Origin of the sequence: Agrobacterium sp. S7/73 (assembly GCF_019355535.1) — a bacterium.
GTDB classification, from domain to species: Bacteria; Pseudomonadota; Alphaproteobacteria; order Rhizobiales; family Rhizobiaceae; genus Agrobacterium; species Agrobacterium tumefaciens.
The window spans coordinates 54,616-79,575 of sequence record NZ_CP072138.1 but is presented as its reverse complement, the minus strand read 5'-3'; the positions used below and the strand labels follow the sequence as shown (position 1 = coordinate 79,575).

Sequence of the window (24,960 nt, the reverse complement as noted above, 5' to 3'; positions counted from 1 at the left end):
CTTATCCAATAGCGGAAACAGTACGGGTGGGATCGTAGCGGAAGCGCTGGGAAAGGCGTCTGTCACGCGGATCGGGATGAGGAATGGCGGAAAGCAGCGAGCGCGTGTAATCGTGCTGCGGATTGTTGACGACCTGATCGGTGTCGCCCATCTCCACGATCTTGCCGCGATACATGACGCCAACGCGGTCACACATGTATCGGATGACCGACATGTCGTGGGAGATGAAGACATAGGACAGCCCGAGCTGGTCCTGAAGGCTCATCATCAGGTCGAGCATCTGCGAACGCAGCGAAACGTCGAGCGCAGAGGTCGCCTCGTCGGCAACGATGAGCCGGGGCTTGACCGCAATCGCCCTTGCAATGCCGACGCGCTGGCGCTGGCCACCGGAGAAGGCATGCGGGTAGCGTTCACGCCATGTCGGGTCCAGCCCCACCTGTTGCATCAGTTCCGCAACACGGTCCTCGACTTCCGCGCCCTTCATGCCAGCAAGCTTGAGAGGTTCGGCAATGATCTGGCCGACGGTCTTGCGGGGGCTCAGCGAACCGACCGGGTCCTGGAAGATCATGCGGACTTCGCGGCGCACGTCCTTCAACGTACCCTTGTCGGCGGTGCGAAGATCGACTGCCTCCCCATTCGGGCGGCGATATGCCATGGTGCCTTCCTGCGGATCGTAAATCCTTAGCAGGCAACGTCCCATCGTCGTCTTGCCTGAACCGGACTCCCCTACGATGCCAAGGGTTTCGCCGGGACGAACCGCCAGGGATACATCATCCACAGCCTTCAGGCCGGACGGGAAGGTCAGAGATAGGTTTTTGACATCGAGAAGCAGCGGCGTTTCAGCCGGGATAGGCGGACGGCTGAGCCGCACCTCGGCCTTCTTTTCCAGCTTCACGACGGAACCGATCAGGCGGCGCGTATAGTCGTCCTGCGGGGCATGAAAGATTTGCTCGACCGAGCCCCTCTCCATCACCTTGCCGCGATACATCACCAGCACTTCGTCGGCGATTTCCGCCACCACGCCCATGTCGTGCGTGATGAAAAGCACGGCCATGCCGTGGCTCTTCTGAAGCTTCTTGATGAGGTCGAGAATTTCCGCCTGCGTCGTCACGTCTAGCGCGGTCGTCGGTTCGTCTGCAATCAGAACGGATGGATTGCAGGCCAGCGCCATGGCGATCATCACGCGCTGACGCATGCCACCGGAAAACTCGAAGGTGTAGCGGTCGAATGCCGTTTCCGGTCGCGGAATTTCCACCTGCTTGAGCAGTTCGATGACGCGGGCGCGCTGTTCCTTCTTCGGCGTACCGAAATGGATGCGCAGCGCCTCGCCGATCTGCGTGCCGATGCGATGGACTGGAGACAGCGAGCTCATAGGCTCCTGAAAGATCATGGCGATCTCTTTGCCGCGCACGGAGCGGATCTCCTTGCCGCGCGGGTCGAGTGTGGCAAGATCGGTGACGCTGCCATCCAGCCTTTTGAGCAAAATATGGCCGTCTTCGATGCGACCGGGCCTGTCGACGATCTGGAGGATCGAGCGCGCCGTCACCGATTTGCCGGAACCGGATTCACCGACGACGCAAAGCGTTTGCCCACGCTTCAGTTCGAAAGAAACGCCGTCCACCGCCTTGAAGATGCCGGTGCGGGTGGGGAAGTAGGTCTTGAGATTATCGACCTTGAGGATCGTTTCGTCACTGCTGGTCATGATACGGACTCATATGGGTCTGCGGCATCGCGAAGGCCGTCACCGAGGAAGTTGAGGGAAAGCACAGAGATCACAATCGCGGCGGCGGGCGTAAACAGCAGCCATGGCGCTTGGGCAACGGCACGGATGTTCTGCGCTTCCTGAAGAAGCACGCCCCAGGAGATGATCGGCGGCTGAAGGCCGACACCGAGGAAGGACAGCGCGGTTTCAGCGAGGATCATCGAGGGAATGGCAAGCGTCAGCGTCGCGATGATGTGGCTCATGAAGGACGGCACCAGATGGCTGAAAATGATGCGGAACTCGCTCATTCCATCCAGCCGTGCGGCAATCACGAAGTCCTCGTTTCGCAGGGACAGAAACTTGCCGCGCACCTCGCGCGCCAGACTGGTCCAGCCGATCAGCGACACGATGAGGGTAATGATGAAATATGTGCGCAGCGGCGGCCAGCCGATTGGAATTGCCGCAGCAAGTCCCATCCACAGCGGGATTGTTGGAATGGAGCGAAGCAATTCGATAGCGCGCTGGATGATCAGATCGATCCAGCCGCCAAAGAAACCGGAAATGCCACCGATGGTGACACCCAGAATGAGGCTCATGAACACGCCGACGAGACCGATGGAGAGTGAAATCTTCGCGCCATGCACGACACGGCTGAAGATATCGCGTCCGAGACGGTCCGCGCCGAAGATATAGAGGCTGTCGCCGGGCTTCGGATCGGTCAGGCCGAACAGCTTGATTTCCATGGGAATGAAGCCGAGCAGATTATAGGGCTGCTGCGCCTTGACGAAGAAGCCGACAGAAACGGGCTTTGCCGGATCAGGCGTAAACTCGCGTCGCATGGATTCCGTGTTCAGCGTCATCTTCAACTGATCGACATGGGGCTGAAACGAGCCGTCATGCATTAGTGAAATCCACTGCGGCGGCGCATAGGTGAAGCGGGCGTTCGTCGCATTCGGATCAGCGGGCGCGATGAAGTCCGCAAAGGCCGCGACCAGATACATGAAGATGATGACGACGAGGCTCACAAGCGCGATCTTGTGCTTCTTGAACTTGAGCCAGAACAGACGCCATTGACCGGCAACGGCAATGTCCCTGTTTTTCAGGTCGAGCGAGGGGCCGGTATCCGGCGGAAGATGGGTAATATCTGTCATTGGAGCCGAATCCGCGGGTCAGTTATGGCAAGCAGGATGTCCGAAATCAGGGTGCCGATGATGGTCAGCACCGAGATGAGCAGAATGAGCGAGCCAGCGAGATACATGTCCTGAGCAAGCAGCGCGCGCAGCAGCAGCGGCCCGGTGGTGGGTAGGCTCATGACGACGGAGACGATGATTTCGCCTGAGATAACCGCTGGCAAAATCCAGCCGAGCGTAGAGATCAGGGGGTTGAGCGCAAGCCGCACCGGATAACGCATCAACAGTTCGAATTCCGACATGCCCTTTGCACGGGCGGTCGTGACGTAAGCTTTCGACAACTCATCCAGAAGGTTGGCGCGCATGATGCGAACGAGGGCGGCTAGCGACCCGACGCCGATAACGATGACCGGCAGCCAGACATGCTGGAAGAAGTCTCCAAGCTTTGTCAGGCCCCAGGGCGCATCGACCATTTCAGGCGAGAACAGCCCACCGACGCTCTGCCCGAACCATGCCGACATGATGTACATGGCGGAGAGAGCCAGCAGAAAATCCGGCACGGCCAGAAAGAAGAAGGCGAGGAACGTCGCGGAATAATCCGAAATGGAATACTGGCGCACGGCAGACAGGATGCCGATCGGGATGGCGATGGCCCACACAAAGCAGAGCGTCAGCATCGATAGCAGAAGCGAAAAGCCGAGGCGGTCCCAGATGAGTTCCGTTACCGGGCGTCCCAGTTCGAATGAGATACCGAAGTCGCCCTGGGTCAGGATGCCCCACATCCACTTATAGTACTGGAAGTACATGGGCTGATCGAGACCGTAGCGCTCGCGCATGGCTTCCACGGTTCCGGCTTCCACCGCGCCGCCCTGGCTGGCCCAGTCCGCCATAAGCGTCGTGAGGTAGTCGCCGGGTGGCAATTGGATGATGATGAACGCGATGATGGATACGGCGAACAGGGTCGGTATCGCAAACACCAGCCGTTTGAGAATAAAACGAAGCATGGATCTCGCCATTCGGCATGAAATGGATCGAAGGGACCGGCAGCGGCATTCGCGCCACCGCCGGCAGGGGAGCCTTATTGAGCAGGCTTTTCGAAGTACCACTGCGTCAGGGTCGGCGCCGGGTGCCAGAGGTTGCCGGTGATCGGAATACCGTTCACCACATTCTTCAGATTCTTCGAGGTCATCATGTATTTCGGCATCGGGCGCGAGATGCCGATATTGAGGAAGTTGTCTGCCGAAAGCTCGAGAAACGCCTTCATCTTGTCGCGACGATCGTCGTCGGTCACGGCTGCGTTGACCTTGTCGTAGGCAGCCATCAGCTCCTTGATGTTTGCCGGAGGCTCTTCGCCGGTTTCGTGGTTCGAGTACCACTCGCTCCACCTCATGGCGAAGAAGATGTCCGCCTTCTGGAAGGGCATGTAGCAACGCGGATCGGTATAGACTTCAGACAGGCCACCGACACAGTTCCAGATATAGGCATCCTGCTCGTTTGCCGCCCACATCGTGTTCAGGCGCGCGCGGTCCGTCGTTCTGATCTGGATGTCGATACCGACGTCCTTGGCATACTGTTGAACCATCTGCATGACGTCCGGATAGGAAAGACCGAAGACATCCGCCACCATGAAGTTGATGGTGAGGCGCTTGCCGGTTTCATCCAGACGGAAGCCCTCTGCGTCCTTCTTCGGCAGGATCTTGTCCAGCATTTCGGCGGAAGCTTTCGGATCATACTCCGTATATTGCGTTGCCTCGCGTTCGTTGAACAACTCATGCTCGGGCTGCACGGCAACCTGCGCAGGCGCGCCCTGTCCGACATAAACCAGATCGATGATTTCCTGACGGTTGATGGCGTGGCTGAGCGCGATACGGAAATCCTTGTTCTGGAAAACCTTTCGCTTGACCGGATCGGTCGAGTTCAGGTTCAGCAGAATGACGGCATCGTTCGCTGGCAGGTCCTTTACGTCCACGAACTTGTAATTGCCGGTTTCCTGACCGTCGAACAGGACGGACTTGAAGGTGGAGTTATTGATGTGGCGAAACGCGAAATCGAACTCGCCCGACGTCATCTTCAGCGCCATCAACTGCGGATCGTCCAGCTTTGCCCAGGTGATGTTATCGATATAGGGAAGCTGATTGCCCGCAGTATCGACCTTCCAGTAATAGGGGTTACGGGTCGCAACGACGCGTTCCTGATCTGCATAGGGCACCGTCAGCACCCACGGGTTCATGGTCGGCAGCTCCAGATTCTGCCAGTAGGCAGGCTGGAACGTCATGGAAACCTTGGAGTTGAACAGCGCAACCCAGTCACCAGCGGCTGGATTCGACTTCAGAAGGGCCGGAATGCCGTCCTTGTTGTACTTTTCATGAAACTGGCTGAGGTAATGCTTGGGGTAGATGACCGGCAGATGGCCCTGCCCGTAGGCGAGCTGTTGCAGGAAGAGGCCGTAGGGCGACTCGAACTTGAATTCGACGGTAAGGTCATCGATCTTCGTCACCTTCACCGGCTTGCCGCCCACCGTAAAGGTCGGGTTTTTCGCGGGCGAAAGCGCCGAATTCATGAAGACGTCTTCATACCAGAACATGATGTCGTCGGCGGTAAACGGCTGGCCGTCGCTCCACTTCAAGCCCTTGCGCAGCTTGAAAATATAGGTCGTCGCGTCGTCCGAGGCTTTGAATTCTTCTGCCAGCGACGGCATCACCTTCTTCCATTGCGGGTCCCAGCGGACAAGCAGTTCGTTGGCAATGGTGCGGGTCAGATTATACTGGTCGCCATTGGCGAGGATCGTCGTGCGCAGCGTGCCGCCATATTTGCCGACGCCATCCACCATGGTTTCGACGAAGGGAGCTTCGGGCAAACGTTCGGCCACGGCTGGCAGCTCGCCACCCTTCACCTGCTCATCGAGCATGGGGGCCTGCTTGTAATCCGCAGCCCAGACATTGGCCGTGCTGCAAGCAAGTGCGGTCGCGAGTAGAGCGCCGTACAAACCAAAGCGACGCGGTGAAAACCGGTAATTCATTTCTTCTCCTCCGATTGCCGGCTCCACCACCGGCATCTTCCCAAAAAGCGGCCTCCACGCCGTCTTGCGCACAAAAACTTCCAGATCGTACATTATTTGTCAATATGAATGTATGAAAATGATGTTTTCCTATTGGCAAAGCCGGGGAAAATACTTTAAATGCAACCTTATGAGCACGATCACACAGCTATCCCCTTACGCGAATGACCCTGAGACAGCGGGCGAAGAGACCGAATTTTCGGTCTATGAGCGCCTGCGCGACGACATTATCAGCGGTCGACTTATGGCAAATGAGCGCCTGAAGGTGTCGGAGCTTGCCAGCAGGATGGGCACATCGACCAACCCGATCCGTGAAGCGCTGCAACAATTGCGCGGTGAAGGCTTCGTGCTCATGACGCCCAATCGCGGAGCTCGCGTGCGTCCGATCGATGAGGATTTTATTCGCGATATCTGCGAGATTGAGGTTTTGATCGAGCCCGCTCTAACCAGATGGTTCGTCGGTATAGCGACCGCCGGAGATATCGTCGACTTGGAGCGTGTCCAGGCCGAGATCGAGGCGCTGAATTACACTGATGAGGAAAAACACTCCGATCTTGACCTTCAGTTCCATCGACTGATGTACGATCGACATTACAATCGGCATGCGGTCGATCTCTGGCTGCGTCATCGGCAAATTCTGGGCGCTATCGGTCATGGCTATCCGACATCGTTAAGCCGTCAGACCAATGTGATTGAGGAACACCGGCAATTGATTGACCGAATCAAAGCGCAAGACGCTGATGGCGCAGCGAGCATGATCGCCCTGCATGTCGAAGGATCCGGCAGGAGTATCATCGAGCGGCTGCGATTGAGAAAACGGCAGGGCTGATGCAATAATTCGAGCGCCTGTCGCGGCACGCCGCGCTCAGAACTTGGGATTTTCCGAGGGGCGGCCCGACTAACGCTTTTTCGATCCGACGGGCTCGCGGTAGCGAAGGACGTCCATCAACAGGGCGAGCGCGGGTGACGAATGGCGCCGGCTCGGACAGTAAAGGTGATGGTCTGGAAAGTATGAGCATCAATCATCCAGCACCCGGATCAGGCGACCCTCCGCGATGTATGGAAGTGCTTCGTCCTCCGGGCTTGGTCGGCGAGCCACTGCGTGTCGTACGCGCGAGCAATCCGAAACTCCACACGTTCCTCGAGCCCGGGGACCGTTAGGCCCAACGTCGAGATTCCGAGCTTTGCGGCGGCGCGAGTGGAGCTGCGTTCACGTGCGACCACAACGAACGCCGCAAGGACAATGTAATACTCATTCGCCATTTATTGCTTCTGGCAACAGGACTAAGCAGATTATACCCACTAATGAAATTAAGGCGAAGGCATATACTGCTTTTCAACGGTTTTAGCTGGTATTTTCGTGACTCCTTGCCGATTGCCCAGCAGTGGTTTCGTCACAGCACGACTGTCGACTTCTATCTGATCGCCAGACAGCCTGTGACCAAACGGAGGTTGCAGGGGTGCCCCATTTATTTGAGCGGGAGTTAGTTTCTCGTCGCTTTGCAAAGGAGAATGCCATGCGGCAAATTCACTCTGACCTTGCGGGCGCCTTTGGATGCTATCTCTTTTTTCTTTTCCATGGGTGGCGCTATCGAATTCCATCAGGGTGGACGGACCCTGGTCGGCACCCGAAATGTAGCTCTTGCGGTAGAAACCATCTCGTCTAGGAGGGTTGATATCTCATCAGGCCACTCCGGATCGTCAATTGTGGTCCACCGCACTTCTGTTATAGAATGGCTTGGAGCTCTGCAAATAGGGTTCAGACGCTTCATCGGGTCGTCTATCGCCGCTTATCAACGCCAGGTTCGGCTTGATCGGGCGCGTGAGAATCTTCTGCGAGATCCAACGCGACCCATCGAAGATGTTGCCCTTCAATGAGGTTTAACAAACGCCGGACGCTTCAGCAAATATTTTACGGCAGCCTTTGTGTATCCTCGCTGGAGATTGCGCGCCGGCGCAAGTGTTATGATAGCAACTGAGTTTTCCGATCCTCGTTGCTCCAGGCGTCCTTCTGCCATCTGTCGCTACAAGAGCTGAATACCTAAAAACCCGCGCTTCGCAGTCAGACTTCCGTTGAGGAATCAATCTTGCCCCCTGCGTCGATCTGCTTAGGTGTCAACGCGCCTAATCATCCCCGATTGAAGCGATGCCCAATCATGCTTCAAGCGCGGCCTCAGTCAATATCATTCCTCGCATAAAATTAAGGGAACAAACCTCTTGACCTCAACTATAGTTCAGGTCGTATGGGTGTCCGGACCTCAATTTCAACGGCCCCGTATCGATACGCAGGGTGTTATCCGAATCATAAAAATGGCAAGTCGACTGCTCCAAATCTCATTTTCTATTCCCATATTGGCCCTCCTCGCCGCACGCGAAGATTCCAGTGGAGGCAATCAGGCCGCCTATGCTATCGCTGCAACGCAGCTTCCTGCCGGGGCAACGACTGAACGGACCGATGCACTGCTTGGAAAAGTAGACGACTTTTTCGTCATTCGTTCCGGTGTCGACAAAGTCGTGACGATCCTCGGATTCGGATTCGATGGCAATGGACAGAACGCTGGGATCTCTTTTGCGACCTTCAAGGACTGGTCAGAGAGAGGTCCCGCGGATTCTTCAGATGCAATTGTCGGATCTGCTCTTGGCGCCTTGGCGGGCCTGCCGGAAGGATCGGTCTTCACGTTGACGCCGCCCCCAATAGCAGCCCTTGGCAATGCCAGTGGTTTCAGCTTCCGCCTCCAGAACCGCGGCAATCTGGGAAATGCTGCTTTGGTTGAGGCGGCCAATGGATTGCTGATGAAGGCATGGCAGAGCCCTGTACTTCAATATCCCTATATCGAAGGCTTGCCACCAGCCGCACAGATTGTGCTCGACATCGACCGTCGAAAAGCGAATGCCTATGGCATCACATTTGATGCGATCAACACCGTTCTATCGACCTCAATCGGATCTCGTTATATTGGCGACTTTCCGAATGCTGGCCGTATGCAGCGCGTCATCGTCCAGGCGGAAGCGGCTTAGCGGATGGACGTGTCGAGCCTGCGCAAACTCAATGCTCGCAATTCGAAGGGCGAAATGGTCCCTCTTGAGGCCTTCGCTACAGCCCGGTGGGCTCTCGGTCCAACCCAGGTTGTCGGCTACAACGGACTTCAAGCTGTCAAGATCAGCGGGAGCGCTGCCCCTGGATTTACCAGCGGCGATGCGATGGTTGAAATGGAACGGCTGGCAGGTGAGCTTCCGCCAGGCTTTGGTTTTGCATGGACCGGGCAGTCCTATCAGGAAAAAGCATCGGGCAATGCAGCACCCTTCTTGCTCGGCTTATCTCTTGTCTTCGTTTTTCTGTGCCTGGCGGCCCTTTATGAGAGTTGGTCAATCCCAATCGCGGTAATGCTTGTTGTGCCACTCGGCGCTATAGGAGCAGTCGTAGCGGTTAATCGCTGAGCCCGCGGGAGTTTCACATCTTTAAAAAGAAAAGGAAACGAGGGTGTATTTCAAGCTTCACGCTGACGTTTCAATCACTTGCGCAACGGGTACAATAAGGACGTTGTTCCCGACGAGGGAGGGCAAAGATCTTGCAAAAAAGGCAATTGCGCTCCAGCGAAGATTTCCGTCGGAAATTGCAATCTACGATCTGGTAACGATGCAGATATTGAGCTGCCTTATTGATCTCGAGGCGCTTCCCGATGGCAAAAGTAGCGCGTCCAGGTCGGCCGTCAAAGATGGCATTCTGATGATGGCCCTGACGATTTTTCTAGGCCGTCCTGATCATGTAGATGAGATTTCAAAGGCTCTCGAGTGCGCAAAGGACTTGGTGATCGTCCTGAACGAAGACTGTGCGTACTTGGCGATCAAAGGCCCTTCGTCGACTGCAAAGATTTCCTTCAAGCTTGCCCGTCATGCCCCAAAAGGCCTCTTACATTGATGCTGTCCCATGCCGGCCCGATATGAACAAGCCGCTTCAAATTTTGTCGAACTGTTGTCTCATCACCCGGATAATGGCTGGCATCTTAGATGATGCCTTTCACGGCGAACTTCGACGCGGGAATGATAGCTGAGTGAGTGGCGCAGTTCGATGTAACGTTCCACCTTCTCGCCGAGGAATCGGGCAAAGGCGGTCATGCAGCGCCTCCCGGAAGGGGAGTGCGACCTCGGCGAGCTGCGAGGCCGCAACCTTCACGTACACGGCCGTTGTGTTGATGCTCCGGTGACCAAGAAAATCGGCGACCTCGTTGATTGGCCTTCGCTGCCCGACAAGCTGGGTGGCGAGGCTGTGGCGCGGGAGATGTGCCCCGGCAACCCGCCCAAGTTCGACCCTGCCATGGACAAGAAGGCGGAACGAATATTTGCCGACGAGACGACCCTGCCTACACTGGCGCCTCGGTCCGGGTCGGCGAAAACCGCATGGCTATGGGCCTATGCCAGGGATGACCGAACGTTCTGAGGTAACGGCCCGCCCATTGTGGCCTATCGCTTCGAAGGCAGTCGGGCGACCGATTGCGTCGCACGGCACCTCAGCGGCTATCGCGGGATTCTGCAGGTTGACGGGTACGGGGCCAACAGCAAGCTTGTCCGCAAGGACGGCGGCAACGACGGCGTTATTCTGGCTGGCTGCTAGTCACATAGCCGCCGCAAGTTCTATGAATTGCGGGTCGCGACAAGCTCCAAGGTTGGCAACAGAGACAGTCGAGCGAATGGCAACGTTCTGGGAAATAGAGGATACCGTCCGTGGTCAAAGCCCTGAGGCGGGTGTCGCTGCCCGACAAGACCGCTCGGCGGGGATAGTCCGTGACCTCTTCACTCTCTGGCAGACGACTTTGCCGCGAGTATCAGGCAAATCCAAACTCGCCGAAGCTCTACGGTACTCGATCAAGCGTCGTGACGTCTTCGAACGCTTCCTCACGGACGGCCGTGTCGAGCTCGACTCCAACATCGTCGAGCGAGCGATCAGACCTTAGACGATCACAAGCAAAAACAGTCTCTTTGCCGGCAGCGACGGCGGCGGCAAGACATGGGCGACAATCGCCACGGTGCTGCAGACTGCAAAGATGAATTCTGTCGATCCCCAGGCTTGGCTGACGCAGACGCTCGAGCGCATTGCAAATGGCTGGCCTAGCAGCGAAATCCAAAACCTTATGCCGTGTAGCTACGAGGCCTGAACGGCCTCAGCTTGCCGCTTACCTTCCTTCCGTCTATAGCAGACTAGGCACCGGCTAGTGGCTCGTCAATTGCTCGTGTGATCAAAGTCGTGAAACAACATCGACGGTGTCGCCGTACGGTGACGCTCGTCGGTATAAGCACCTTCTAGTCGATCGATTTTCGCCGCCCGAATACGACCCGTTGATCGAAGATTGGCGAGCATGGACTCGATGTCGTCGCTTCCACCGATCGGGCGTCCGGCGACGGTAGGTAGACCGGAATGCTTCTGAGCCCAGTAACGGATCTCGCGCTCCGCGGGAGGATACGAAGCACCCAGGCGATACAAGCGACTTTCGGTTCTTGCCCAACGAGGCGGAGATGCGGCGTCGATCGCTACAACGACAGAGGTGTTGCCATGGCTACCCTCTTCGATTTCCGGATGACCAAAAAACTAGCCGTGCATCCAGCCGTGCCCGTTATCCGCCAGTACCCAGCCTTGCAGAAGAGGTGCAGCGGACAGCTCGTCCTCCAGCAGAGGCGGAGTTGCGCTGTCGCCTCTGAACGGTTCGTCACTCACCCAATGTCCTCCTTGTCGTGACGCCTATTTTCGACCTCACTCCGGAAGCGTCGGCCGACGAAAAATAAGTAGCGCAGTCCACCTCATGTCAGCCATGCAGGGCGGAGGTCAGCCACGAACAGGCACGGTCTACAGCTATCGTCCTGCGAGCTTTAAGCGGCACGAGAACATTGTACCTACCCTCCACTTCGATACTCGTGTTGCCTACGGCAACCAAGCTTCCATCGTCAAGAAAGGTCTGCACCAACGCGCCCCAGCCCAGAGCGACCCCCTGCCCCGCACGCGCGGCGGATATCGTTTCGGTGTAGTGATTGAACCGCAGCGAAGGCTTGAGCGGAAAGTCGAGACCGAACCTCGACATGCAGTGGCTCCAGGTGAGCCAGGACCGCTCCTCCGCTTCGGTATCAATGAGTTCGTCGGTGATGCTCAACGAACCAGGCACGCGTCGCTCTAGGTATTCAGGCGAACAGACCGGAGTGATCGTGTCTCCCCGTGAAGCGATTACCGTGCCGTCGTTGAAAGGAGGTATTCCGAACCTGATGGCGACGTCCACCTGTCCTTCGTCGAGGTCGATCTTGCTGTCCTGCGATACGACGCGGATCTGGATTCCGGGGTTCTGCGCTCGGAAATCAGGAAGTCTGGGCAGAAGCCAGAACCACGAAAGCGCGACGGTCGCTCCGATGGTGACGACATCCTCCGAGGAGCATTTGATCGAATGGATCACGTCGGAAATGTTGGCAAAGCTTTGAGCCAGCGTCGTGCCGAGCAGTATACAGGCTGGCGTGGGCTCGATCGCTCGATGCTTTCGCACGAACATCATCTCCCCCAGCTCTTCTTCGAGAAGTCCGATCTGGCGGCTGACTGCTGCCTGCGTGACCCCAAGTTCGCCCGCAGCGGCCGTGAAGCTTTTTCGCCTCAATACGGCTTCCAGCATGATCAGCGACGTGAGCGACGGCAGCCGTTTCCGGAACAACATCCCATGACCTTCACATAAGCCTGCGTTATGCGAGCGTGATTTTTTATGCCGTTGAACACCCCGTTTAGCAAGAGCAAATTCGCTCTACCAAAGAAATGGGGAACACTATGCTGAACAGGTTGCCATCCGATATTTCCGCTCTTCTTGCATCACGCACGCCCGGCCATTCGCTGCCGGCCGGCCTCTACACGCGCGAAGACGTCTTCGAAGCCGATATCGACGTCTTCTTCCACAACCACTGGATCTGCATCGGGGTTGAATGCGACGTTCCGGAACCCGGCGATGCGACCGTCGTCGATATCGGCAAGACAAGTCTCATTCTGCTGCGTGACGACGAAGGCGAGATCCGCGTGCTTCACAACGTCTGTCGCCATCGCGGCTCGCGCCTTCTCGACGCCGGTACGACGATCGTATCGAAGCTGGTCTGTCCGTACCATACTTGGACGTACGAGCTTACAGGCGAGCTTTCGCACGCACCGCACATGGGCAAGGACTTCGACAAGGAGTGCCACAGCCTCAAGGCCGTGAACTTCAAGTCCATAGGGGGCCTGATCTACGCCTGCCTGTCCGACAATCCGCCGGAGGATATCGCCAAGCTTGAGGAGACGATGGCCGAACGTCTGGCGCCCTACGACATCCGGAACGCCAAGATCGCCCACCAGGCCGACGTCGTGGAGGAAGGCAACTGGAAGCTGACGATGGAAAACAACCGCGAATGCTACCACTGCTCCGCGAACCATCCGGAGCTCTGCGTCTCGTTCGTCGATCTCGACTTCGGCTTCGACCCAGAGACGCTGAGCCCGGAAGACAGGGAGCAGGCAGAAGAGCATCTCCGCATGTACGAGGAGCGTACCAAGGCTTGGGAAGCTGACGGGTTCTCCTCTGCGGCCGTTGAGCGGTTGACCGACTGCGCGACGAACTTCCGGAGCCAGCGCCTGATCATTTCCGGAGCGGGGGAATCCCAGACCTACGACGCCACCGCCGCCTCCTCGAAGCTCCTGGGGCACATGACCCGCAAGGACTTGGGCGACATGCATCTGTGGGGTCATAATAGCTGGAACCATTTCATGGGAGATCATGCCGTGGTTGCGATCGTGATACCACTATCGGCGGGGAAGACGCTGGTCAGGACAAAGTGGCTGGTCCACAAGGACGCCGTCGAGGGCAAGGACTACGATCTCGACAAGCTGACGGACGTCTGGATCGCCACCACGGACCAGGACGCCGATCTGGTCGCACGCTCACACGCGGGTGCCCTCGATCCCGCATATAGGCCAGGCCCCTACTCGAAATTCTCCGAGACCAACCTAGACAAGTTCGCGACGTGGTACATCGATAGGATGCGGGCACATGGGTATTGATCTGACCTCTGTTCAGCTTGCTCCGGGCTCGCGTCCGTTCTGGGATCCAGAAACGGACGAGACGCTCATCTGCATCGACGTCGCTCAGGAGACGCACGACGTCAAAAGTTTCACGTTCGCCTCGCCGGAGGGGAAGCGGTTCCAGTTCGAGGCCGGGCAGTATTTCCTTTTCGACTTCCCTACCGGCACTGAGGGAGAGGCGCGCTGCTACAGCATTTCCTCGTCGCCTCAGCGCAGCAACGCGTTCACCGTCACAGTGAAACGCGTTCCCGGCGGCAGAATCTCAAACTGGCTACACGACAACATGGCGCCGGGGATGTCGGTCAAGGGTCAGGGGCCGCTCGGAAACTTCACGCGACCGAAGAACGGTGGCAATAAGTTTCTGCTGCTTTCCGGCGGATCGGGAGTGACGCCGGTCATGTCAATCACGAGAGACCTGGCCGACCGCTACGAGACTGCCGACATCGTTTTCCTTCATGCTGCGCGGACGCCAGGAGATATCATCTTCCGTCACGACCTTTCGGGGCTCGCAACGCGCATGAAGTGCCTGCGTCTGCAGTTCCTCCCCGAAAGCACAGTCGGGGAGAAGTCTTGGCCGGGCGTCACCGGCCGCATCTCGCCGGAATTCTTGAAGCTCGCAGTTCCAGACATATCGGAGCGGGTCGTTATGTGCTGCGGCCCGGCGCCTTTCATGTCCTCGGCGCGCTCGATTTGCGGGCAGCTCGGCGTACCTCCGCAAAACTACATCGAGGAAAGCTTCGACGCCGCGGTCATCGACGAGCCGGTGACGATCGTCGAAAGTGGGCCGGCAGCGAAGATCTACCAGGTCGAGTTCTCCAAGCAGAAGAAGACCCTTGAAATCTCGTCGGAACAGAGCGTTCTGGCTGCGGCGAAGAAGGGCAGCGTCAGGCTGCCGTCCTCCTGCTCGAACGGCGTCTGCGGAACCTGCAAGTCGAAGCTTGTGTCGGGATCTGTCGAGATGAATCACAACGGCGGCATCCGCCAGCGCGAGGTTGATGCGGGTTTCTTCCTGCCGTGCTGCTCCAAGCCGCTTAGCGACCTTGTCATAGATCGATAGATTGGAGTTTCTGATGTTGAAGGAACTGGAACCGGCGCGTTCCGGCGGCGCCGATGTGTTCAAGGACGAACGCAAGAAGGCCTATCTCAATCCCGAGGGCGCCGATCGCCCTTTGGTGAGCGCGATACCCGCCTCGACCCTGGATCGTGCGAGACGATACCGTCTAGACAGACTGCGCAAGCAGATGCGCGAGTGGGACTGTCCCGCCCTGCTCCTCTACGATCCGGTCAACATACGGTATGCGTTCGACTGTTCGAACATGAGCATCTGGACGATGCACAACCCTTCAAGATACGCGCTGATCGTAGCGGACGGCCCGGCGATAATGTTCGAGTTCGACGGATGCGAGCATCTCAACGACGGGCTGCCGGGGATAGACGAAATACGCACCTCGAAGTCGTTCCTCTTCTTCACAGCGGGGAACTTGGTCGAGGACCGAATAAAGTCTTGGGCCGACGAGATAGCGGAGATCCTCTCTTCGCACTCGGGCATCGGGCGAATCGCGGTCGACCGTCTGGAGCCTGCTCCCGCTACGGAGCTTCAGCGGCGGGGCTTCACGCTTCTCGACGGCCAGGAGCTCGCCGAACGGGCGCGCTCCATCAAGAGCGCCGAGGAGGTCGAGCTCATGCGGTGGACCATCCGAGTGTGCGAGGCGGGAATGGCCAGAATGTACGAGATCTCGGAGCCCGGTCGCACCGAACGCGAGATCTGGGCCGAACTCCATTTCGAGAACGCGCGCAGCGGCGGCGAATGGCTCGAGACGAAGTTACTGACGGCGGGTGTCCGAACGAACCCCTGGTATCAGGAATGCTCCGACTACGTCGTGCAGCGTGGCGAGATGATCTCCTTCGATACCGACATGATCGGACCATACGGCTACTGTGCCGACCTTTCCCGATCATGGACATGCGGTCATGTGGCGATGACCGGGAAGCAAAAGAACCTCTACGGCGCGGCGCGCGACCAGATCGAGCATAACCTCTCGATAATCAGGCCGGGCATGAGCTTCCGCGAATTCAACGAGAAGAGCTGGCGGATACCCGAAAGGTATCAGCCCTATCGCTACACGCTGGCGGTTCATGGCACTGGGATGGCGGACGAGTGGCCTGGCATTCTACTGCATCCCGACTTCGATCCCGACTTTGAAGGGGTGATCGAGGAAGGCATGGTGCTGAACGTCGAAAGTCTGATCGCGGAAAGCGGCTCTGAGAGCATAAAGCTCGAGACGCAGGCACTCGTCACGACTGGGGGCGCGGAGCGCCTTGATACCTTTCCGTGGGAGGATGACTGAGATACTCAATCGACGCCGACTGAAAGCGGTCTCATAATCGATCTAGAGTCATGGCTGGCGGTGCGTCTGCATCCGCCAGCCATTCTGTTAACTTACGTGGCAAGCGCTCCGCTCTTCTTTGCAGTCCAGGTCGCAATGTAATCCATCAGCCCCGGCGACAGGCAGTCATAGGGTTCCAGACCCGCCTGCTTCAGCGTCGAACGGACCTCCTCCATCTTCGCGGGATCGAAGCCGCTCTCGATGATCGAGGAGACGAAGGCGGCGAAGCCAGGCTTCGCCCATCCTTTTCCGTCGAAAAGCTCGGGGTGGATGAAGGCCAGTCCCTTGAACGGATGGTCGCGCTCGACCGGGCCGTACATGTGGACGCCGCATTCCTTGCAGGCGTAGCGTTGAATGAGCGCGGACGCGTCTACCACTTCCAGCTTCTCGCCATTGTCGAGCACTTCGATCTTGTCGGTCGGAGCAACGGCTACGATAGAAAACGCCGACCCCTCCGGCTTCCAGCACTTTGTGCACCCGCACGCGTGATTATGGGCGATGTCGCCGGACACCTTTACCTTCACCGGCTTGGTGCTGCATCCGCACACCAGCGTTCCGCCCGAGAAGCTGGCTTCTGTCGCCTGGTACCCTGAATCGACGACTGGATGGATATTCAAACTGGGCATGTCGTAGTTCCTTTCCTCCCGAGCCGGAGCGGAATTGCTTCGGCCAAGCTTCTTTCTTCAGTCGCGAAGCCTTTCGGCGTGCCAGCGAAGGTGATCGTCCATAAATGTGGAGATGAACAGGTAGGAGTGGCCGTAGCCATCATGCATTCTGAGGGTCAGCGGAATGCCCGCTTCTCTGCACGCGTCCTTTAGATCTAACGGCCTGAGCCCCTCCTCGAGAAAAGAGTCGCTGGTGCCCTGATCGACGAGCAGGTCCCGAATTCTCCGACCGTCCTCTATCAAGTTGCAGACGTCGTACTCCCGCCACCTCTCCCGGTCCGCTCCAAGATACTTCTCGAAGGCGGAACGCGACCAGTTCGAAATGCTCGGATGGGAGATCGGTGCGAAAGCGGAGCAGCTCGCATATCGGCCCGGGTTCTTCAGGGCTATCGTGATGGCGCCGTGTCCGCCCATCGAATGCCCGAGGATGCCCTGCCGAGACATGTCGGCGGGAAACTCGCTCTCGATCAGCTTGGGGAGCTCGTCGACGATGTAGGTGTACATCCGATAGTGGGAGGCGAAGGGCGCCTGCGTAGCGTCGAGATAGAAGCCCGCCCCCTTTCCGAAGTGCCAGTTGTCCGGCTCGTCGGGAACGCCCTCACCTCTAGGGCTCGTGTCTGGGCACACTATGATCAGGCCGAGTTCGGCGGCCAGTCGCCGATACTCTCCCTTGTCCATCACGTTGGCATGCGTGCACGTGAGACCGGAAAGGTACCACAAAACGGGAAGTTTTTCTTTCGACGCCTGAGGTGGAACGAAGACCGCGAACGTCATTTCGCATCCGCAGACCTCCGATTGATGCGAGTAGACGCCTTGGGTTCCGCCAAAGGACTTGTCAGTGGAGACGGTCTTCATGGTTCAGTACACCACGACGCCGCGAATGCTTTCGCCCTTGTGCATCAGGTCGAAGCCCTTGTTGATGTCTTCGAGCGGCATGGTGTGGGTAATCATCGGGTCGATCTGGATCTTGCCTTCCATGTACCAGTCGACGATCTTCGGCACATCGGTGCGGCCGCGCGCGCCGCCGAAGGCCGTGCCCATCCAGTTGCGACCGGTGACGAGCTGGAACGGACGCGTGGAGATTTCCTGACCGGCGCCGGCAACGCCGATGATGACCGACTTGCCCCAGCCGCGATGCGAGGCTTCCAGCGCCTGACGCATGACCCTGGTATTGCCGGTGCAATCGAACGTGTAATCCGCGCCGCCGATCAGGTCGCCGTTGCGCTTCGTCATGTTGACGAGATAGGGCACGATATCCTCGCCGACTTCCTTCGGGTTGACGAAGTGGGTCATGCCGAACTTCTCGCCCCAGGCCTTGCGGTCATTGTTGATATCGACACCGATGATCATGTCAGCGCCGGCAAGACGCAGGCCTTGCAGAACGTTGAGGCCAATGCCGCCGAGACCGAAGACGATTGCTGTCGAGCCGATCTCCACCTTGGCGGTGTTGATGACCGCGCCGATACCGGTCGTCACGCCGCAGCCGATGTAGCAGACCTTGTCGAAGGGCGCGTCGGGATTGATCTTGGCGAGCGCGATCTCCGGCAGAACCGTATAGTTCGAGAAGGTCGAGCAACCCATATAATGATGGATCTTGTCCTTGCCGATGGAGAAGCGCGAGGTGCCGTCCGGCATCACGCCCTGTCCTTGTGTGGCGCGGATGGAGGTGCACAGATTGGTCTTGCGCGAGGTGCAGGAATAGCATTCGCGGCATTCCGGCGTGTAGAGCGGAATGACATGGTCGCCCTTCTTGACCGAGGTGACGCCCGGTCCGACATCGACGACGACGCCCGCGCCCTCATGACCGAGAATGGCCGGGAACAGACCTTCCGGATCGGCGCCCGACAGGGTGAAATCGTCTGTATGGCAGATGCCGGTCGCCTTGACCTCAACCAGCACTTCGCCGGCGCGCGGGCCTTCGAGTTGAACGGTCATGACCTCAAGCGGCTTGCCTGCCTGAATGGCAACAGCGGCGCGAACGTCCATTGCATGTTCTCCTTTTTTCGTCGTTGTGTGTGGGCGTCGTGGTCCAGGCGCTTTCAATCCACGCCTTCGATCAAAATGAAGGCCGCGTCGGCCGCGTCGTCCCGGAGCTTCTTGGCAGGAGCATACTCGTCGCTCTCCCAAAAGGCCTTCGCTCGATTGAAGCTATCGAACTCGAAGATCGTCGTGCGAGGCCGAGGAGCGCCCTCGACGACCACGGCACTTGCCGGCCGTACGAGAAGCCTGCCCCTGAAGCGCTCGAGAACCTCCGTCGCAGCGGTTCCGTATTCCGAATACTTCGTCGGGTCCGTCATCGTAAGCTGTGCAATGAGATATCCCTTCGCCATCTCAGCTTTCCCTTGGTTCGATACTACATGTTCGCATAGACCGGCCCCTCGCTACCCTGCGGCGGCACCCAGTTGATGTTCTGATTGGGGTCCTTGATGTCGCAGGTCTTGCAGTGGACGCAGTTCTGCGCGTTGATGACGAAGGTCGGCTCCCCGTCTTTCTCCACCCACTCATAAACCTCGGCGGGACAGTAGCGCGTAGAAGGTCCGGCATAGACGTCATGCTCGGAACGCTTCTGCAACTCCATGTACTTTACCTGAAGATGAACCGGCTGGTCTTCCTCATGGTTGGTGGAGGAGAGATAGACAGAGGACAGGCGGTCGAAGGTGAGCACACCGTCAGGCTTGGGGTAGGCGATTGGTTTGTGCTGCGATGCAGGCTCCAGGCTTTCTGCATCCGTCTTGCCGTGCTTCAGCGTGCCGAAAATCGAGAAGCCGAAAAGTTGGTTGGTCCACATGTCGAGACCGCCGAGACCGACGCCAATCGCCGCGCCGAATTTGGACCAGAGCGGCTTTACGTTGCGAACGCGCTTCAGGTCCTTGCCAATATCGGTATCGCGCCATTCGTTCTCGATCTCGATCACTTCGTCATTGGCGCGACCTGCGGCCAGCGCATCGGCAATCCTGTCTGCCGCCAGCATGCCGGAAAGCACGGCATTATGGCTGCCCTTGATGCGCGGCACGTTGACCAGACCGGCGGAACAGCCGATCAGCGCGCCGCCCGGGAATGTCAGCTTCGGCACCGACTGATAGCCGCCTTCGGTAATGGCACGCGCGCCGTAAGACAGGCGTTTTCCGCCCTCAAAAGTGGGCTCGATGGCCGGATGCGTCTTGAAACGCTGGAATTCCTCGAAAGGATAAAGATAGGGGTTCTTGTAGTTCAGGTGCACCACGAAGCCGACGGCAACGAGATTATCTTCCAGATGGTAGAGGAACGAACCGCCGCCCACCTTCATGCCCAGTGGCCAGCCGAAGGAGTGCTGGACGAGACCCTGCTTGTGGTTCTCCGGCTTGACCTGCCAGAGTTCCTTGATGCCGATGCCGAACTTCTGGACATCGCTGTCCCTGGACAGATCGAACTTCTTGATGAGTTGCTTGGCCAGCGATCCGCGCACACCTTCACCGATCAGCACATATTTGCCCATCAGCGCCATGCCGCGGGTATAGGCCGGACCCGGCTCACCATTGCGCTCGATGCCCATGTCGCCGGTCGCAACACCGATCACCGCACCTTCGTCATTATAAATCATCTCGGTGGCGGCAAAACCGGGATAAATCTCGACGCCGAGACCTTCCGCCTTTCCCGCCAGCCATCGACAGACCAGCCCGAGCGAGACGATGTAGTTGCCGTGGTTGTTCATCAATGGCGGCATGAGGAAATTCGGCAGACGGATGGAGCCCGCTGGTCCCAAAAACAGGAACTGGTCGTCCTTGACCTCGGTCTTGAAGGGATGCCCCTCCTCCTCGCGCCAGCCGGGTAGCAGACGATCGATACCGATGGGATCGACAACCGCGCCAGACAGAATATGCGCACCGACTTCGGCGCCCTTTTCCAGCACGACGACGGAAAGATCAGGGTTTACCTGCTTCAGCCGGATGGCAGCGGAAAGACCCGCAGGCCCCGCGCCGACGATGACAACATCAAATTCCATCGATTCGCGTTCAGGAAGGTTCTGATTGCTCATAAGCGAACCCGCTCACTGTCGCTTTGCATTACGGTTGGAGTGCTGGAGGAACGACCCGGCACACCTTCTTCCAAAGACCGAACCTGGTGATAGACGCGCAAGGTATCCTCCTCGAAGTGCCGAAGTTCCAACAGTCGCCGTTCTTCCGACCATCCTGCGGCCTCGGCAGCGATGACCGAAATTTCTTCGGCACGGCTGCGACCGAGGCTTGGATCAAGTCCGTCTTTCAAGCGTCTCCGGATAAGGTCAACGAGGCGCACGACATGTTCGTTGCGAACGATCGCGGCGATATCCTTGTCGACGCCCCGAGGAAGAATGCCCCTCGGGGGCTCTCCCCGCCTTCCAAGCTTATTCTCGACGCACTGAGCGGCAAGACGGCCGGCATGCCGATGCATCATGATGTAGGATCCGGTGACCGTTATCAGACCGGGTAGTTCGGCATCCTCGAACGCTCGAACAGGAAGGCTTACGGTCTCGCCGTCCAGCGTCGACATGGGTCGAACCCCGCACCATGCGTGGAGCACGTCATTCCTGGTGAGATGAAGATTGGGAAAAAGCAGGTTTGCTTCGTTCAGAATATAGTCGATCTCAGACCCAAGGACACGGACGTCGTCCGGATCGTCCTCGACGACGAGCTCGGTCGGCCCGATGAAGTGGTGGTCGCCCCAAGGGAAAACATAAAACGTCTCCCCCTTGCTGGAAAACGCCTCAAGCCCCTGCCCTTTCCAAGCGTCCGGAAGGCGTACCATCACGTTTACGCCCTTTTTGCCGATCACGCGTTTTGTATCGCCCGACCGCGCGCCCGATACACGGTCGACCCAAGGGCCCGCAGCGTTCACGATCGTCCTTGCCAGGACGCGCACTTCCGCGGAGGATCCCGGCGCCTGGTCCTGCAAAGCAATCTCCCAATTGCCTCCGGTCTCCCGTATCGCCGCAACCTTAGCGTAGGTCAGGATAGTGGCGCCTCGAGCCTCGGCGTCCAGCGCGGTATCGACGCAGATACGCTCGGGCCAGTCGTACATGTACTCTTCGAAGACGCCGACACTCGAAAGCGGTCCACCGAGCGACGCGGCGAGATCGCTCTCGCGACTTGCGGTTGCCGTCGGCAAGCGCCGGAAGGCCAACGGGAACCCGCGGCTGCAAAGCGCTTCCATCATTCGAAAGCCGAACTCGACGAGCCAGTGAGGATATCTGTCGCCCTTACGGAAAGGGTAGTGAAACCTGTGCTTGGTGAGACGGCCAGGCATGTCCTTCAATAGCTCTGCCCGGCAGTGCATGATATTGCGGGCGTAGAGGAAGCACTTGAGGACGGCTATCGGCCTGAAAGGTATCTGCCAGAGTGGAAACGAGGGAGCAAGATATCCCACTCCCGAATAGAGCATGCGGCTGGAGCGCGAGGACGTGCCGGAACCGATGTCGGCCCGGTCGACCAGAAGGGTTTCAAACCCGCGGCCCGCGAGTTCGCGCGCGGTTGCGCACCCCACCGCACCAGCACCGACGACGACCGTATCAAAGACACGGCCCCGTAGCGAGGTGATACGACCCCCATCATTGACGGTTCCGGTTTCCATGTCAGCTCCCTATACCGCCTTCTGCAGTTCCGGCAGGGCTTCGAAAAGGTCCGCGACCAGACCGTAATCCGCAACCTGGAAGATCGGGGCCTCTTCGTCCTTGTTGATGGCGACGATGACCTTCGAGTCCTTCATACCCGCCAGATGCTGGATGGCGCCCGAGATGCCCGCAGCGATATAAAGCTGCGGCGCAACCACCTTGCCGGTCTGGCCAACCTGCCAGTCATTCGGCGCGTAACCCGCATCGACGGCAGCGCGCGATGCGCCAACCGCGGCGCCGAGTTTGTCGGCAACCGGCAGAATGACTTCCTTGAACTTTTCCGAAGAACCGAGCGCACGACCGCCCGAGATGATGATCTTTGCCGAAGTCAGTTCCGGGCGGTCGGAAGAGGCCAGCGCATCCGAAACGAACGAAGACACGCCGGGATTTTCAGCGGCCGCAACATTTTCGACGGATGCAGAACCGCCACCTTGAGCGGGCGCAAAGGACGCCGTGCGCACGGTAATGACCTTCTTGGCATCAGTTGCCTGAACGGTCTGGATGGCGTTACCGGCATAGATCGGACGCTTGAAGGTGTCGGCGGATACGACTTCGGTGATTTCCGAAACCTGGGCAACGTCGAGAAGAGCCGCCACACGCGGCAGCACGTTCTTGGCCGATGCCGTCGCAGACGCGATGATCACGTCATAGGATGCGGCAAGCGAGACGATCAGAGCAGCCAGCGGCTCGGCCAGCTGGTTGGCATAGGATGCGTCGTCGGCAAGCAGAACCTTGGATACGCCGGAGAGCTTCGCCGCTTCATCGGCTGCCGCCTTGGCACCCGAACCGGCGACCAGCACATGCACGTCACCACCGATTTGCGTTGCCGCCGTCAGCGTCTTTGCCGTCTGGTCGGAAAGGGTTGCATTGTCGTGTTCTGCCAAAAGAAGAATGGCCATGATTTATCTCCCTTTCGCTTTCCTTAGAGGATGCCGTCAGCCTTGAGCTTGGACACCAGCTCGGCAACGGAACCAACCTTGACGCCAGCCTTGCGACCGGCAGGCTCTTCGGTCTTTAGAACCTTGAGACGCGGCGCGATATCGACGCCGAAATCGGCAGGCAACTTCTTGTCGAGCGGCTTCTTCTTTGCCTTCATGATGTTTGGCAGCGAGGCGTAGCGCGGCTCGTTGAGGCGAAGGTCGGTGGTGACAACGGCCGGAAGTTTCAGTTCGACCGTCTGTAGGCCGCCATCCACTTCGCGGGTCACGGCAACCTTGCCATCGGAAGGCTCTACCTTGGAGGCGAAGGTTCCCTGGCCCCAGCCGAGAAGTGCTGCGAGCATCTGGCCGGTCTGGTTGCTATCGTCATCAATGGCCTGCTTGCCGACGATGACGAGGCCGGGCGCTTCTGCCTCGACGACGCCCTTCAGCAGTTTGGTGACGGCAAGAGGCTCGACGGGTTCATCGGTTTCGATGAGGAGGGCGCGGTCGGCACCCATGGCAAGAGCAGTGCGCAACGTTTCTTCTGCCTTCGCCGGGCCGATGGAAACGACGACCACTTCTTCCGCTTTGCCCGCTTCTTTCAGGCGGAGGGCTTCCTCGACCGAAATTTCATCGAACGGGTTCATCGACATTTTCACGTTGGCAAGTTCAACGCCGGAGCCATCCGCCTTGACGCGGATCTTCACGTTGTAGTCCACCACACGCTTTACTGGGACAAGAACTCTCATGCATTTCCCCTATTGTGTCGGCGTCAGACGAGAAGCGCCCAGAAAGCCAGCAGCGGTTTGCCTTGCGACCGCATGGCGTGTTTGATGTTGGGCGGGTTGTAGAAGGACCCGCCCACTCCCGGTGAAAACCATTCCCCATCTCCCTGACGGAACTCGCCCTCCGACAGGACTAGGTATGTTTCCTCCGGAGCGTGGAAATGGTCAGGATACCTGATGTTCGGCGCCATGAGGGTGGTGCCGATCCAAAGATCCTTGCGCTCTTCCAGTCCGCCTGGCCCCAATACCATCGCGTTCGCGTGACCCTCCGCGAAGTTCGGACCGGCGCTCCCGTCGTGCTTCGTCCGGGTCGTCCAGGTCAGCAGAGGTTCAAGAGTCATGAAGCAGTCAAGCATATTGGAAAGCACAGGGTCTGCGCGCGCCCCAGCCGCCGCTTCTGGCAAGTGGCGGCAGACCGGCAGCCGCGCGCCCGGCCTCAGGCCGGCAGGATCGGGCTTCGTCAGCATCGCAAAGATCCGACGCAACGACTCCCTAGCCTTTGCGTCACAGACGTGCCGACTGTACGCAACCGATGCCGCCAATACAAAACGCTCCAGGTCTTCGTTTCTGACTTCCATGCCAGCCTCCCAAGGATTCAACAGCGGCGTGCTGAAGGATC

At 58.4% G+C, this 24,960-nt stretch carries 20 protein-coding genes and 4 pseudogenes; 7 read left to right on the top strand and 17 right to left on the bottom strand.

Annotated elements, in window-relative coordinates:
• Position 1: 1 nt before the first annotated feature.
• The 4 genes from J5276_RS24840 to J5276_RS24825 form a co-directional block, all read right to left on the bottom strand.
• Entirely contained in the window at positions 2-1,702 is a 1,701-nt protein-coding gene (locus J5276_RS24840; protein WP_209160382.1) for an ABC transporter ATP-binding protein, read from the bottom strand.
• Positions 1,699-2,853 (bottom strand): ABC transporter permease, encoded by a 1,155-nt coding sequence (locus J5276_RS24835; RefSeq protein ID WP_209160380.1) that lies wholly within the window; start codon positions 2,851-2,853, stop codon positions 1,699-1,701. The genes J5276_RS24840 and J5276_RS24835 overlap by 4 nt, the downstream gene beginning before the upstream one ends.
• Positions 2,850-3,836 carry an ABC transporter permease gene (locus J5276_RS24830; protein WP_209160378.1) on the bottom strand — a complete coding sequence of 329 codons (987 nt, stop codon included), beginning with the start codon at positions 3,834-3,836 and terminating at the stop codon, positions 2,850-2,852. Before J5276_RS24830 ends, J5276_RS24835 begins: the two co-directional genes overlap by 4 nt.
• A 74-nt stretch (positions 3,837-3,910) precedes the next feature.
• Complete coding sequence (locus tag J5276_RS24825) at positions 3,911-5,851, bottom strand: ABC transporter substrate-binding protein (RefSeq protein ID WP_209160376.1); 1,941 nt, start codon at positions 5,849-5,851, stop codon at positions 3,911-3,913.
• Positions 5,852-6,020: 169 nt separating this feature from the next.
• Between J5276_RS24825 and J5276_RS24820 the strand changes: the two genes are divergently transcribed.
• Positions 6,021-6,719 carry a GntR family transcriptional regulator gene (locus J5276_RS24820; protein WP_209160455.1) on the top strand — a complete coding sequence of 233 codons (699 nt, stop codon included), beginning with the start codon at positions 6,021-6,023 and terminating at the stop codon, positions 6,717-6,719.
• 69 nt (positions 6,720-6,788) lie between these two features.
• On the opposite strand, the pseudogene J5276_RS30530 reads toward J5276_RS24820, so the two are convergent.
• Both J5276_RS30530 and J5276_RS30525 read right to left on the bottom strand, forming a co-directional pair.
• Positions 6,789-6,971: pseudogene (locus J5276_RS30530) on the bottom strand (LysR family transcriptional regulator); the annotation flags it as partial.
• Positions 6,961-7,153 (bottom strand): annotated as a pseudogene (locus J5276_RS30525) (LysR family transcriptional regulator); the annotation flags it as partial. The pseudogenes J5276_RS30525 and J5276_RS30530, both read right to left, overlap by 11 nt.
• A 1,047-nt stretch (positions 7,154-8,200) precedes the next feature.
• On the opposite strand from J5276_RS30525, the pseudogene J5276_RS24815 reads away from it, so the two are divergent.
• Both J5276_RS24815 and J5276_RS24810 read left to right on the top strand, forming a co-directional pair.
• Positions 8,201-9,328: pseudogene (locus J5276_RS24815) on the top strand (efflux RND transporter permease subunit).
• 43 nt (positions 9,329-9,371) lie between these two features.
• Positions 9,372-9,809: a hypothetical protein gene (locus J5276_RS24810; RefSeq protein WP_209160374.1), complete on the top strand. Its 438-nt coding sequence runs from the start codon at positions 9,372-9,374 to the stop codon at positions 9,807-9,809.
• A gap of 99 nt (positions 9,810-9,908) precedes the next feature.
• Here the strand turns inward: J5276_RS24810 and J5276_RS30520 are convergent, their stop codons facing one another.
• A complete protein-coding gene (locus J5276_RS30520) occupies positions 9,909-10,121 on the bottom strand; it encodes a hypothetical protein (protein WP_229002327.1) in 213 nt (70 codons plus the stop codon).
• Positions 10,122-10,211: 90 nt separating this feature from the next.
• On the opposite strand from J5276_RS30520, the pseudogene J5276_RS24800 reads away from it, so the two are divergent.
• Positions 10,212-11,043, top strand: a pseudogene (locus tag J5276_RS24800) (IS66 family transposase); the annotation flags it as partial.
• A 645-nt stretch (positions 11,044-11,688) separates the two neighbouring features.
• On the opposite strand, the gene J5276_RS24795 reads toward J5276_RS24800, so the two are convergent.
• A complete protein-coding gene (locus tag J5276_RS24795; RefSeq protein WP_209160372.1) occupies positions 11,689-12,576 on the bottom strand; it encodes a LysR substrate-binding domain-containing protein in 888 nt (295 codons plus the stop codon).
• A gap of 107 nt (positions 12,577-12,683) precedes the next feature.
• Between J5276_RS24795 and J5276_RS24790 the strand changes: the two genes are divergently transcribed.
• Genes J5276_RS24790 through J5276_RS24780 form a run of 3 tightly spaced genes read left to right on the top strand, consistent with a single transcriptional unit; the run spans position 12,684 to position 16,306 of the window.
• Positions 12,684-13,937 (top strand): aromatic ring-hydroxylating dioxygenase subunit alpha, encoded by a 1,254-nt coding sequence (locus tag J5276_RS24790; RefSeq protein WP_209160370.1) that lies wholly within the window; start codon positions 12,684-12,686, stop codon positions 13,935-13,937.
• Entirely contained in the window at positions 13,927-15,015 is a 1,089-nt protein-coding gene (locus J5276_RS24785; RefSeq protein ID WP_209160367.1) for a hybrid-cluster NAD(P)-dependent oxidoreductase, read from the top strand. The genes J5276_RS24790 and J5276_RS24785 overlap by 11 nt, the downstream gene beginning before the upstream one ends.
• 13 nt (positions 15,016-15,028) lie before the next feature.
• A complete protein-coding gene (locus J5276_RS24780; RefSeq protein WP_370647641.1) occupies positions 15,029-16,306 on the top strand; it encodes a M24 family metallopeptidase in 1,278 nt (425 codons plus the stop codon).
• A gap of 92 nt (positions 16,307-16,398) precedes the next feature.
• Here J5276_RS24780 and gfa read toward each other — a convergent pair whose 3' ends face one another.
• Genes gfa through J5276_RS24735 form a run of 9 tightly spaced genes read right to left on the bottom strand, consistent with a single transcriptional unit; the run spans position 16,399 to position 24,919 of the window.
• Positions 16,399-16,971 (bottom strand): S-(hydroxymethyl)glutathione synthase, encoded by a 573-nt coding sequence (gfa, locus tag J5276_RS24775; RefSeq protein WP_209160365.1) that lies wholly within the window; start codon positions 16,969-16,971, stop codon positions 16,399-16,401.
• A gap of 57 nt (positions 16,972-17,028) precedes the next feature.
• Positions 17,029-17,865 carry an S-formylglutathione hydrolase gene (gene fghA, locus J5276_RS24770; RefSeq protein WP_209160363.1) on the bottom strand — a complete coding sequence of 279 codons (837 nt, stop codon included), beginning with the start codon at positions 17,863-17,865 and terminating at the stop codon, positions 17,029-17,031.
• Between the two features lie 3 nt (positions 17,866-17,868).
• A complete protein-coding gene (locus tag J5276_RS24765) occupies positions 17,869-18,996 on the bottom strand; it encodes an S-(hydroxymethyl)glutathione dehydrogenase/class III alcohol dehydrogenase (protein ID WP_209160361.1) in 1,128 nt (375 codons plus the stop codon).
• 53 nt (positions 18,997-19,049) lie between these two features.
• Positions 19,050-19,340: a DUF1330 domain-containing protein gene (locus J5276_RS24760; RefSeq protein WP_209160359.1), complete on the bottom strand. Its 291-nt coding sequence runs from the start codon at positions 19,338-19,340 to the stop codon at positions 19,050-19,052.
• A gap of 23 nt (positions 19,341-19,363) precedes the next feature.
• Positions 19,364-21,025 (bottom strand): electron transfer flavoprotein-ubiquinone oxidoreductase, encoded by a 1,662-nt coding sequence (locus J5276_RS24755; RefSeq protein ID WP_209160357.1) that lies wholly within the window; start codon positions 21,023-21,025, stop codon positions 19,364-19,366.
• Positions 21,022-22,596, bottom strand: coding sequence for an FAD-dependent oxidoreductase (locus J5276_RS24750; protein ID WP_209160355.1), 1,575 nt, complete (start codon positions 22,594-22,596; stop codon positions 21,022-21,024). Before J5276_RS24750 ends, J5276_RS24755 begins: the two co-directional genes overlap by 4 nt.
• Positions 22,597-22,605: 9 nt before the next feature.
• Positions 22,606-23,535: an electron transfer flavoprotein subunit alpha/FixB family protein gene (locus tag J5276_RS24745; protein WP_209160353.1), complete on the bottom strand. Its 930-nt coding sequence runs from the start codon at positions 23,533-23,535 to the stop codon at positions 22,606-22,608.
• 23 nt (positions 23,536-23,558) lie between these two features.
• A complete protein-coding gene (locus J5276_RS24740) occupies positions 23,559-24,305 on the bottom strand; it encodes an electron transfer flavoprotein subunit beta/FixA family protein (RefSeq protein WP_209160351.1) in 747 nt (248 codons plus the stop codon).
• 23 nt (positions 24,306-24,328) lie between these two features.
• Positions 24,329-24,919 (bottom strand): dimethylsulfoniopropionate lyase, encoded by a 591-nt coding sequence (locus J5276_RS24735; protein WP_209160349.1) that lies wholly within the window; start codon positions 24,917-24,919, stop codon positions 24,329-24,331.
• Positions 24,920-24,960 lie beyond the last annotated feature (41 nt).